This is a genomic window from Streptomyces sp. NPDC048185 (assembly GCF_043202495.1).
Taxonomy (GTDB): Bacteria; Actinomycetota; Actinomycetes; order Streptomycetales; family Streptomycetaceae; genus Streptomyces.
In genome coordinates, this window is the sequence record NZ_JBIDAN010000002.1 from 1,016,963 (window position 1) to 1,028,744 (window position 11,782).

Annotated in this window: 7 protein-coding genes; 4 read left to right on the plus strand and 3 right to left on the minus strand. The window is 73.7% G+C overall.

The genetic code is table 11. The features are described 5' to 3' along the window. The first annotated feature begins 131 nt into the window (after nt 1–131). A complete protein-coding gene (locus ACGF3H_RS10445) occupies nt 132–1,196 on the plus strand; it encodes a biotin/lipoate A/B protein ligase family protein (protein ID WP_362499283.1) in 1,065 nt (354 codons plus the stop codon). A 37-nt stretch (nt 1,197–1,233) separates the two neighbouring features. Here ACGF3H_RS10445 and ACGF3H_RS10450 read toward each other — a convergent pair whose 3' ends face one another. After that, complete coding sequence (locus tag ACGF3H_RS10450; protein WP_362499170.1) at nt 1,234–2,241, minus strand: translation initiation factor 2; 1,008 nt, start codon at nt 2,239–2,241, stop codon at nt 1,234–1,236. A gap of 89 nt (nt 2,242–2,330) precedes the next feature. Here ACGF3H_RS10450 and ACGF3H_RS10455 point away from each other — a divergent pair, with 89 nt between their 5' ends. From ACGF3H_RS10455 to ACGF3H_RS10465, 3 genes are all read left to right on the plus strand, one after another. Further along, on the plus strand, nt 2,331–6,761 hold the full coding sequence (locus ACGF3H_RS10455; protein WP_362499168.1) for an AAA family ATPase: 4,431 nt from the start codon (nt 2,331–2,333) through the stop codon (nt 6,759–6,761). 62 nt (nt 6,762–6,823) lie between these two features. Continuing rightward, entirely contained in the window at nt 6,824–8,266 is a 1,443-nt protein-coding gene (locus ACGF3H_RS10460) for a hypothetical protein (protein ID WP_362499166.1), read from the plus strand. A gap of 178 nt (nt 8,267–8,444) precedes the next feature. After that, entirely contained in the window at nt 8,445–9,098 is a 654-nt protein-coding gene (locus tag ACGF3H_RS10465; RefSeq protein WP_362499163.1) for a hypothetical protein, read from the plus strand. 16 nt (nt 9,099–9,114) lie between these two features. Here ACGF3H_RS10465 and ACGF3H_RS10470 read toward each other — a convergent pair whose 3' ends face one another. Then, entirely contained in the window at nt 9,115–10,641 is a 1,527-nt protein-coding gene (locus tag ACGF3H_RS10470) for an NCS1 family nucleobase:cation symporter-1 (RefSeq protein ID WP_362499161.1), read from the minus strand. A gap of 113 nt (nt 10,642–10,754) precedes the next feature. After that, entirely contained in the window at nt 10,755–11,777 is a 1,023-nt protein-coding gene (locus tag ACGF3H_RS10475) for a TIGR03842 family LLM class F420-dependent oxidoreductase (RefSeq protein ID WP_362499158.1), read from the minus strand. Between the last annotated feature and the right edge of the window lie 5 nt (nt 11,778–11,782).

Consider the following 11,782-nt stretch of genomic DNA (forward strand, 5'->3'; position numbering starts at 1 on the left):
CCACGGGCGGCCCCGCCTCACGCAGGGCGGAGACGGCCGGATCGACGGCAGCCGCCGGACCACCGTCCGGCGGGGGGAACACCGCCGTCCCGCCCACTGTTGCCCCCATGTGCGGAAACGGAGGCATGACGGTGCACGGTGAGTACAAGATCCCCGGCGGCAAGCTGGTCGTGGTGGACGTGGAGGCCGCGGGCGGTGTACTGCGGGGCGTGCGCGTGGCGGGCGACTTCTTCCTCGAGCCGGACGAGGCGCTCGACGCCGTGAACCGTGCGCTGGAGGGCGCCCCGGCCGACACCGACGCCGCCGGACTGGCCGCGCGGATCGACGCGGCCCTGCCGGAGGGCACCGTGATGTACGGGCTGACCTCGGAGGGCGTCGGCATCGCCGTGCGCCGGGCCCTCGCCCACGCCACGGACTGGACGGACTACGACTGGCAGCTGATCCACGAGGCCCCGCAGTCCCCCGCCCTGCACATGGCCCTGGACGAGGTGCTGACCGCCGAGGTCGCGGCGGGCCGGCGTCCGCCGACGCTGCGGGTGTGGGAGTGGGGCTCCCCCGCGGTGATCATCGGCAGCTTCCAGTCGCTGCGCAACGAGGTCGACGCCGAGGCCGCCGAGCGCCACGGCGTCGAGGTGGTGCGCCGGATCTCCGGCGGCGGCGCCATGTTCGTGGAGCCCGGCAACACGATCACCTACTCGCTGTCCGTGCCGGAGGCGCTGGTGCAGGGCCTGTCCTTCCAGGACAGCTACGCGTATCTCGACGACTGGGTGCTCGGCGCCCTCGGCGACCTGGGCATCCGCGCCTGGTACCAGCCGCTGAACGACATCGCCACCGACCAGGGCAAGATCGCGGGCGCCGCGCAGAAGCGGCTCGTGGGGCACGGCGGCGGCCCCGGCGCGGTGCTGCACCACGTGACCATGTCGTACGACATCGACGCCGACAAGATGCTCGAGGTGCTGCGCATCGGCCGGGAGAAGCTCAGCGACAAGGGCATCAAGAGCGCGAAGAAGCGGGTGGACCCGCTGCGCCGGCAGACCGGCCTGACCCGCGAGGCCGTGATCGACCGCATGATCACGTCCTTCGGCGCCCGCTACGGCCTCACCCGGGGCAAGGTCGGCGACGAGGAACTGGCCCGCGCCGGGGAACTGGCCCGTACGAAGTTCTCCTCACCGGCGTGGACGGCCCGGGTGCCGTGAGCGTCCGCGGGCGGGGCTCCGGCCGGGCCGGCTCGCGTCAGACGAAGGCGTCCTCGTCGTCGCCGTCCGCGAGGACCGCGCGCTCGCTCGCCTCGACCTCGTACCGCGCGTCCGGGTCGCCGCCCCGGGCGCGCACGGCGCCGCGGACCAGGGCGAGGTAGAAGAGGGCGGGCGCGCAGGGTGTCCACGCCTCCTCCGGCTGGTCACGCACGAAGCGCAGGACGCTCTCCGGGTCCGCGTCCACGAAGGCGTGGCCGTCGTGCTCCCACTTGTCCTCCACGCCCCGGCTCCAGCGCACCCGCAGATCCTCTTCGGACAGGCCGGTGAGCACCGCCCGGAAGAACGCGGCCCACTGGTTGTTGCGCACGTCGAGCCCGAAGCCGAGCAGTTCGAGGTCCACCTCGTCCGAGTCGAGGACGGCCAGTTCCTCCCGCAGCGCCCGGCGGGCGGCGGCGTGCAGGCTGACCCGCCCGTCGGGAGAGAGGTCGTGGTTGCTGGCCAGGCCCTCGTTGGCGCTGGAGTTCCACTTGGCCTTGTTCGGGCCGGCGACCCGGGCGCTGCGCCGGGAGAACAGCATCTTGCGGTCCTTGCCGGTCTCGACCGCGACGTTGATGCCGAAGCTGCAGAACATGAACGGCGGTACGTCGAGGAGGTCCTTGCCCTCCAGGTACTGCTGACGCAGGGTCAGGCCGTTGCGCTGCCGCCGGTCGAGGTTGATCGACGTCGCGAGGAAGTCGTAGTAGTCGGCGTCGCACAGCGTGAGGGTGGCGACGGGGTCCTCGGTCGTGTGGGTGCGGGAGACCACCAGGCGCCGCACCGCGAACCGGGGGTTGTTCCAGCGGTGCGGTTCCACGGCCGCTTCCCTGCGGTTCTCCTCCGCCTCGATCTCGCGCCGCCACTCCCCCACCTCCTCGGGCAGTTCGACGCGCTCGGGCACGTACTTCACCCGCATGTTCTCCTCGCTGACGGGACGGGTCCCGTCTCCTTCGAAGACATGGCAGTCGGTCTGCCGTCCGACCACGGTGAACCGGTCCCTGAGGGTCATCGACCCGCCCTTTCCTGAAGCTGTGTCGGCGATTTCGGTGACATGGGTCACGGGGATCGATCAGTATAGGGGCGGGAGGGACGACGGGAGTGTCTGCCGACTTCGAGATCAGACGGGACGAACTCCGGTCGACCGGTCTGGTCGGCACGGTGGCCATCGCCGAGTACGGCGAGCGCGGCGGACTGCACGACCGCAAGCACGTCCTGCGCGCCCGCTCCCGCTTCGCGGAGCTGTGCGACCGGCTCGGCTTCGAGCGGGTCGAGAACCTGGAGGGCGACGGCACGCTGGAGAGCGTGGACGAGGGATTACGGCGGTTCGTCTCGGCCGACGCCGCGCGGAAGGTCCTGTACTGGACCGGCCACGGCCACGCCACGGAGCACGACGCGTACGTGCTCGCCTGCCGCGGCAGTTACGAAGCCGGCCGGCCCCATCCGGTCGCCACCCGCGCCATGCCGTTCACGCGTCTCCTGGACCGCCTGTCCGGTGTGCGGAACTCCGAGCTGCTCGTGATCGTGGACGCCTGCGAGTCGCAGCACGCGCTGAGCGGAACCCGTTGGCTCCACGAGGCGTTGCGGCGCCGCCACGACGCCGAGGACGCGCCCCCCGACGGATTCGTGGTCCTCGCCACCGCGGGCGCCGACCGCCCGGTGGAGGAGAGCCTGTGGGTGGACTGGCTCCAGGAGACCCTCGCCGACCGGGACCTGGAACTCGACGGCACGGTGCGGCCGTTCGAGCCGACGGCCCCCTTCCTGCTGGTGCCGGATCTCCTGGAGGCCCTCGACCGGCGCGCTCTCGCGGCCGGTCACGAGGACGCCGCGCTGCGCCCCGCGTACGTGGAGGTCCGTTCCTTGAGCCGCAGGTTCCTGCACAACCCGCACTACGACTCCACCGACACCGCCTACCGTCCCGCCGTACTGCCCCCGGAGCGGGAACCGTGGGTCAGCCCCGAGCGGTTCGGCCCGGTCAACGACGCCCTGCGGCCGCGGCACTTCTCCGGCCGGGTCCGTCCCCTCGGCCGGCTCGTGACCTGGACCGCCACGCAGAGCCGGGGCATGCTCGTGGTCACCGGCCCGGCCGGGACCGGCAAGACCGCGCTCCTGGCCCGGCTCGCCCTGCTGTCCGTGCGCCGCAGGGTGCGGGCCCTGGACCCCCCTCCCCCGCCGGGGACCGTGCCCCGGCCCGGCTCGGTCCACGGCGCCGTCTCCTGCCACGGGGCGTCGCTGCACTCCCTGGCCCGCTCCCTGCTCGAGGCCCTGGTGCCGCTGGGCGCCGAGGTCCCCGACGGGACGGTGATCACCGCTCAGGAGGCCGTCGACCGGATCGGCGCCCTGGTGCCGCGCGCCGGCGGTGTGACACTGCTGGTGGACGGGCTGGACGAGGCCATGCCCGGGCAGGCCCACGAGATCGCCCGCAGGCTCCTGAACCCCCTGTCCCGGTGTTCCGGCGTGAAGCTGATCGTCGGCACGCGCGCCCATCCCCGCCGCACGGTCGACGGCGGTTCCCGGGAGTCCCTGCTCGACGCGCTGGACCGTTCGTCACCGGTCCTGGACCTCGAACACGACCGCGACACCGAGCGCGACATCGCCGCGCTGGTGGCCTCGCTGCTCGCCGAGACGCCCGGCTCCCCCTACGCGGGGCCGGCGAACGAGACGCTGCGGGCGGAGACCGCGGCCCGGGTGGCCCGGGGCTGCGGACGCCGGTTCCTCGTCGCCCACCTGGTCGCCCGCGCGCTCGCCCGGCGGCCCGCGCCGCTCGACGCCGACGCGCTCGCCCGGTTCGTGCGGCGCGGAGGCAGCGAGCTGCGCGAGCGCATGACGGACGAGCTGACCGCACTGGACCCCGGCGACCGGGACCGCTTCGCCGAACTCCTGCTGCCCCTGGCCGTGGTCCAGGGCCCCGGCCTCGCCGACCTCGACCTGTGGCTCCTGCTGGCCAACCGGCTGCGCCGCAGGCGCACTCCCGAGATCACGCGCGGGATGCTCGACACCATGCTCCGCGGACTCAGGGGCGTGCTGATCACCACCGAACGCCGGTCCGGCCTGCCCCCGCTGCACCGTCTCGACCACGCCAGTTACGGCGCGGCCCTGCTGGAGCGTGCCCGGACGACCGAGACGGCGGCGCACCGCCGGGTCTTCGACGCCCTCCACCGGCCCGGCGGCGACTGGGAACGGGCGCACGAGTACACCAGGACGTACCTGGGCGCCCACGCCGCGCAGGTCGTGCTCGGTCCCGAGGACCCCCCGGACGAGCGGCATCCGCTGCAGCGGCTGTTCATGGACCCCGAGTTCCTGGTCCACACGGAGCCGGACGTGATGCTGCCGCTGACCGGGCAGCCGGCCGGTGCCTGCGACGGGGCCTCCCTGTACCGGCGGGTCGGCACCGCGTTCCGGGTCCACACGTCGGCGCGCGAGCGCCGGGCGCTGCTCTGCGCCGAGGCGTTCGCCGGTCACCCCGACGTCCACGAGGTGCTCGACCGCCTTCCGGGCTTCGCCGATCGCGTGTGGCGGGAGGTGTGGACGGACTCGGCCCCGCAGCCGGTGGAGCTGCGGCTGCCCGCTCCGCGCGGCGGTGCCCGGGCCCTGGACTGGAGCCGGGCCGGCGGCGGACGGATCTCGATCGCCGGCCGCGGTGAGATCGTCGGCCGGCACGCGGAGACGGGCGCCTACGTCCACACCCGGCGCGTCCCGGACGGCCGGGGGCGGGAGTCGTCGGTGTTCACGGCGGTCCGCGAGGCGGCCCGGCGGGGCGAGCGCGTCACCGTCTCCCACGACGGCCGGTCGCTGCACCTGTGGTGGGGGGACGAGCGCCACCCGCTGCGGACGTACGGCTGGGGCGGCGGAATCGGCGATCTGGACGCCGCACCCTGCGGCGACGGCATCCAGATCGTGGCGGCGGACGGCCGGCGCGTCTGGGCGTGGCGCTGGGCCGTGGCGTCCGCGGTGGCGCCCGCCGAACGGGACGTGCACCACGACGTGCTGACGGTGCCGGCCGGCCGGGTGGCGCTGCTGAGCCTGCGCAGCCGCTGCTTCCTGCTCACGGCCGCCGATTCGCTGGGCCTGCACGAGCTGCACGGCAAGCTCTACGGCGACCGGCCCCTGGTACGGGCCAGTTGGCCGTTCCCTAGCGTGCGGGACGCGCGGTACGCCGCCGTCGCGGCTCTCGCCGAGGACGCCGATCACGGATGGGTGGCGGTGGCCGAGAGTGGCGCCGACGAGGACGCCGTCGTCGTGTGGCGGGTCTCCGCGGAAGGACACGGCGCCCCGGAGGTCGTCCCCGTGGCGCGGGTCGCCTCCCCGGCGCGGGAGATCGCTCTCGGCAGACTCGGGGCCACACCGCTGCTCGCGCTGCACGAGGGCTCCCGGGTGCGGGTGCGCGGTGTCCTCGACGACACGGTCGACGCGGTGCTGCGCCTGGCCGGCCCGCGCGGCGGCCTGGCGTTCGAGCCCGAGGGCAGCGGCCGGCTGGCCGTCGGGGACGGTGACGAGGTCAGGGTGGTCGACACCGCCGAGCTGATCGCGGCCGGCTCGGCGCCCCGGCCGGGCCACGGCGAGTCCTGGGCGCGGATCGCGGTGGCCGGGGCGCCGGCCGGGACGTGCCTCCTGGTGCGGGCGGCCGGCGAGCGGGTGCTGGCCGGCCTGCACGACCCGGTGCGCGGGCTGACCGGGTCCGTCGTCGGCGTCCCGTGCGGGCGACGGGTCACCTCGGTGGCCGCGCTGTGGCACGACGACGGGTGGACCGTGGCCGCGGCCGCCGGGCGCCGGGTTCGGGTGTGGAGGCTGCGCGAGGACCTCACGGAGCACGCCGAGGACACGACGGTCGAGCTGGGGGGCGACGTCAACGAGGCGGTCCGCGCGCTCGCCCTGGCGGCCGGGCCGGACGGCGGGTGCCTGCTGTTCGTCCCCGACGGCCGGTGCGTGGTCCCCTACCGCCGCACGGGCGGCTCGTGGACGGCGCAGACCGCGATCGAGGCCGCTCAGGTGAAGGTGTGCGACGTGGCGGCGCACACGGCGGGCGGGCAGACCTGGGTCGTCGCCGACTGCGGTGACACGCTGACGCTCTGGCGGAGCACCGGGAGCGGATTCCGCCGCGCGGGACAGCGCGCCGCCGCGCCCGACCCGGGGGTGGGCATCGCCCTGACGGCCCGCTACGACGACGAGTGGTTGCCGGTGCTCGCCTGGCGCGAGTCCGGCGCCGTGCACCTGGCCGAGCACGCCGACGACGAGTGGTGGGCCCGCCGTTTCTCCGGGCCGCACGGCCCGCCGGTCGCGCTCGTCCTCACCGGTACCGCCAGGCAGCCGCTGCTGCTGGCCTTCGGCGGCTCGTCGACCGTCGCCGTGCGGGACGTGGCCCGGGAGGTCTGGCTGGAGGAGCTGACCATTCCGTATCGCGGAGCGCGGGTGCACACGGCGAACGCCGTGCGGAGCCCGCAGGGCCTGACGCTGTTCGTGCAGGCCCGCGACCGGTGCGACCAGGTGAGGATTCCCGACGACCGGCTGACGGGCGCCCTGCGGCGCGTCTGACCGGGGTGGGGCAAAGCGGGCGGGCGTCGTCCGCCGGAGGGAAGAGAGCGGAGAACCACTTCATGAGACACGACCTGGTCGTCTTCGTGCCGGGCATCCTCGGCAGCCGTCTCACCCGCGACGGCACGGACGTGTGGAACCAGTCCAGGCGTGCCCTGCTCAGCCTGCGGAACCCGGGCCGGGCCGTGGAGGGTCTGATGCTCCCGGCGGGCATCCGTGACGAGGCGCCGGAGGGTCCCTGGGCGCTGGAGGCCGATCACCTGCTCAAGAGCCCCGAGGCACTCCCGGGTCTCCTGTCCTGCATGGGGTACCCCGGCGTCCGGGCCGCCCTCGGCCGGCACGACACCGGCCCGGAGGGGCAGGGGCTCCATCCGGATCAGTACCTGGAGTTCCCCTACGACTGGCGCCTGTCGAACCGCCTCACGGCCCGGCGCCTGGCGGCCCGGGCCGGCTCGGCCCTGGCCCGGTGGCGGGAGCTGGCCCCCGGGGTGTACCCGGAGGCGCACGACGATCCGCCGAAGCTCGTCCTGATGTGCCACTCCATGGGGGGCCTGGTCGCCCGCTACTACCTCGAATGCCTCGGCGGACGCGAGGACACCCGGGCCCTGGTGACCCTGGGCACCCCCTTCCGGGGGGCCGCCAAGGCGGTGCGGGTGCTCACCGGTCACGCCGTGGAGCCGGGGAACGCGGCCACCCGGGCGCTGGCACGCGTGCTCTCGGTCAACGAGCGGCTCGCCCTGCTCGCACGGTCCTTCCCGTCCGTCGCCCAGTTGCTGCCCCGGTACGCGGCGGTGCTGCGGGAGGACGGCGACAGGCGGCGCCTGCTGACCCGCGTGCCGGTGCCGGACCTGCCCACCGAACTGGTCGAGGAGGCGTTCGCGTTCCACGAGGACATCGACAGCGCCTGGGAACGCAACCAGGCGGGCCTGACCCGGCCGCCCTACCGGGTGCACTGCTTCGCCGGGCGGGCTCACCCCACCGTGCACGGCGTCGAGGTCGGCGTCGACGGGACGCTGCGCTTCCCGACCCGCTTCGACAACGACCAGGAGTGGAGCGGGGACGGCACGGTGCCCAGCGGTTCGGCCATGGCCTCGTGGGCGCTGGAGCGCGAGGACGACGCCCTGTGGAACGGCGAGCGCCACTCGGGCATGGCCGGTGCCGAGTCCCTGCGCCACCAGCTCGGCGCGATCCGGCACAGCCGGCCCGCACGCCAGATGCTGTCGGGGGACGCCGCCTTCGGCCTCGAGGTGCCCGAACTGGTCTTCGCCGGTGAGCCGTTCACCGTCACGGCGACCGGGCCCACCGTCCTGGAGCGGACGCTGCGGGCGTGGCTGTCGCCGGCGGGCCGGCCGGTCGAGGAGGGTGGTGCGGTGACGCTGGTTCCGGACGGGTCGGGGGGCCTGTCCGCCGAGCTGTCGGCCTCCGAGGGCACCTGGGTCCTGCGGGTCGAGGCGGACCGCCCGTACACGGTCTGCCACGAGGTGGTCACCGTCGGGGAGATGTGACGCCCGCGGGGACAGCGGGACCTCGCCGCGTGCCGCCACCGCGACGGCCCGGTCCCTCCCCGTGAGCGGCCGGGCACGCAGCGAGTTCGCCCTTCCGCCCCACAGGTACTCGTGTGAGACTGGCGTCCCCGTCCGCAGTGCGGACCCCTTCCGCACCGTCCCCCACGAGAAGTGCGCCGTGCGTTCTCTTCCCCTGCCGCTCGCCCTGACCGCGCGCCTGGCCCCGGTCGCCGTGCTCGCCACGGCGGGCTGGGTGCTGTCGTCCGGGCCGGACACGTCGCCGGCCGCCGAGGACAGCACGCCGCCCGACGGCGGGCGTCCGTCCGCCTCGGCCCCGGCGACGCAGGCGTACACCGCCGCCCCGGCGCCCTGCGGGAGCCTGGCCGGGAAGACGATCACGTCGCTCGTCCCGGGAGCCAGAACAGAGGGCAAGGAGATCCCGTCGACGGACACCCACGTGCGCCGCACCTGCTCGTGGAACGCGCTGAAGGGATACGACTACCGCTGGCTGGACGTCTCCTACGAGGTGATGGCCTCGGACGAGGCGGCGCGGAAGTCGTACGAGGAGCGGGTCGCCGACCGCAGCGGCGGGGGTGCCGTCCCGGGCCTCGGCGACGAGGCGTACTCCGTCGTCAACCTCACGACCGAGGACGAGCAGCAGACCCGGGAGGGCACCGTGCTGGTCCGGGCGGCCAACGCCCTGGTGATGATCACGTACAACGGCAGCGACTTCGAGACCAAGAAGGCCCCGGGCACGGACGAGATCAACAAGGGGGCCATCAAGGCGGCCAAGGAGGCGGTGGCCGCCCTGCAGGACGGCAAGGCCGGCTGACCGCCCCGACGGCGTCTCAGCGGGCGGCCCGGTTCCGGGCGCCGGGCAGCATCAGCAGCAGGTACAGCAGCAGCGAGGTGCCGAGGCCCACGGCCCAGCCGTAGTCGGCCAGCGGTTCGAGGAGCGGCACGGGCCGGCCGTCGACCAGGGGGTGGAAGTCGGCGCCGCCGACGGCCAGGACACCGCCGGTGACGAAGGCGACGACCGCCCGCCAGTTCCAGCCGCCGGAGTACCAGTAGCGTCCGCCCGCGCGGTACAGGTCGACGAGGTCGAGGCGGGCGCGGCGCAGGATCCAGTAGTCGGCGACGAGGATGCCGGCGACCGTGCCGAGCAGCCCGCCGACGAGGCCGAGCCAGGTGAAGATGTAGCCCTGCGGGTCGGAGTAGAGCTTCCACGGGAAGATCAGCACGGCGAGGACGCAGGTGATGATCGCGCCGGCCCGGAAACTCACCCTGCGGGGCGCGACGTTGGAGAAGTCGAAGGCCGGCGAGACCAGGTTGGCCGCGATGTTCACGGACAGGGTCGCCACCAGGACGGTGACGAGGGCGAAGAGCAGGCCCACGGCGTTGTCGGTCCGCGCGGCGAGCTGCACCGGGTCCCAGACCGGTTCTCCGTAGACCGCCTGCGAGCCGGAGGTCACCATGACGGACAGGAAGGCGAACAGGGTCATCGTCGTCGGCAGACCGAGGGCCTGGCCGCGGGTCTGGGCCTTCTGGCTCCTGCCGTAGCGGGTGAAGTCGGGGATGTTGAGGGACAGCGTGGACCAGAACCCGATCATGCCCATGAGGGACGGCCAGAACAGCTTCCAGAAGTCGCCGCCCCAGCCCAGCTTCGACGGCTGGTCGAAGAGCGGGCCGAGGCCTCCCGCCTTGTCGGCCATCCACCACAGCATCACGAACGCGCCGACCAGGACGAAGGGCGCCGCCCAGTTCTCGAAGCGGCGGATGGTCTCCATGCCCCGGTAGATGATGGCGACCTGGAGCGCCCAGAAGACCGCGAACGACAGCCACATGGTCCAGGCGTGGCCGCCGACCGTCGCGGCGCCGGTCCAGCCGTCGCCGATCAGCTTGCCCGCCAGGAAGTAGATCGCCTCGCCGCCGATCCAGGTCTGGATGCCGAACCAGCCGCACGCCACCAGCGCCCGCACGACGGCCGGCAGGTTGGCGCCCCGGATGCCGAAGGAAGCGCGGGCGAAGACCGGGAAGGGGATGCCGTACTTGGGTCCCGCGTGCCCGGTGAGCAGCATCGGGACGAGCACGATCAGGTTGGCCAGGGCGATGGTGAACACCGCCTGCTTCCAGTCCATGCCGACGGCGATCAGACCGGACGCCAGCGTCCAGGACGCCGTGTTGTGGGCCATGCCGACCCACAGTGCGGAGAAGTTGTACGTGGTCCAGGTGCGCTTGCCGACGGGGACGGGCAGCAGGTCCTCGTTGGCGTACGGGCCGCTCGGCGGCGGGGAGCCCGGGGCGAGCTCCACGCGCCCGTCGGGGAGCGTGACCTGGGCGGACGGCGGTACGGCGCTGGGCGCGGTGTCGGTCATGGGCAGGCCAATCATGCGGTGGGACGGGAGAGGCCGTGCGGGCGGTGCCGAGGGGGGTGCGCGGGTGCGCCCTGGGCCCCCTGCCCCGGGCGGGGAGGGGGTGTACCGGGGAATCAGCCGTTGACGGCCGGGATGACCTGGGTGCCGTACGCGTCGATGACGGCTTCCTGTGCGTCGTGCATGTCGTACACGGCGAACTGGTCGACGCCGAGGGCGCGCAGCGCGGTCAGCTTCTCGATGTGCTTCTCGACCGGTCCGATCAGGCAGAACCGGTCGACGATCTCGTCGGGCACGAACTGCGTGTCCGGATTGCCGCTGCGTCCGTGATGGGCGTAGTCGTAGCCCTGGCGGGCCTTGATGTAGTCGGTGAGTTCGTCGGGGACGGCGGCGGAGTGCTCGCCGTACTTGGCGACCAGGTCGGCGACGTGGTTGCCGACCATGCCGCCGAACCAGCGGCACTGCTCACGGGCGTGGGCGAGTGCCCCGGGCGAGTCGTCGGCGGTGACGTAGGCCGGGGCGGCGACGCAGACCGTCACCTCGGACGGGTCGCGGCCGACGGCCACCGCGGCGTCCTTGACGGCCCGGACCATGTACTCGGTGAGGTAGGGGTCGGCGAGCTGGAGGATGAAGCCGTCGGCCTCCTCGCCGGTCATCCTCAGGGCCTTGGGTCCGTACGCGGCCATCCACACGGGGAGTTCGGCGCCCGGCCTGATCCAGGGGAACCTGACGACGGTGCCGCCGCCGAGGTCGGCCTCCTCTCCCCTGCCCAGCGCCCGGATGACCCTCATGGCCTCGCTGATGCGGGCCAGGGTGTTGGGCTTGCGGCCGGCGACGCGCATCGCGGAGTCGCCGCGGCCGATGCCGCAGACGGTGCGGTTGCCGTACATGTCGTTGAGGGTGGCGAAGGTGGACGCGGTCACCTCCCAGGTGCGGGTGCCCGGGTTGGTGACCATCGTGCCGACCTTGAGTCTCGTGGTGCGGTCCAGGATCTGGCTGTAGATGACGAAGGGTTCCTGCCAGAGCACGGCGGAGTCGAAGGTCCAGCCGTGCGTGAACCCGTTGCGTTCGGCCCGCTGCATCAGGCTGACGACACGGGAGGCCGGCGGGTCGGTCTGCAGGACGAGTCCGAAGTCCATGGGCA

Bases quoted from the DNA above. Each gene is read 5' to 3' on its own strand.
- ACGF3H_RS10460 (WP_362499166.1), top strand. From the start codon at position 6,824: ATGAGACACGACCTGGTCGTCTTCGTGCCGGGCATCCTCGGCAGCCGT.
- ACGF3H_RS10470 (WP_362499161.1), bottom strand. From the start codon at position 10,641: ATGACCGACACCGCGCCCAGCGCCGTACCGCCGTCCGCCCAGGTCACG.
- ACGF3H_RS10450 (WP_362499170.1), bottom strand. From the start codon at position 2,241: ATGACCCTCAGGGACCGGTTCACCGTGGTCGGACGGCAGACCGACTGC.
- ACGF3H_RS10475 (WP_362499158.1), bottom strand. From the start codon at position 11,777: ATGGACTTCGGACTCGTCCTGCAGACCGACCCGCCGGCCTCCCGTGTC.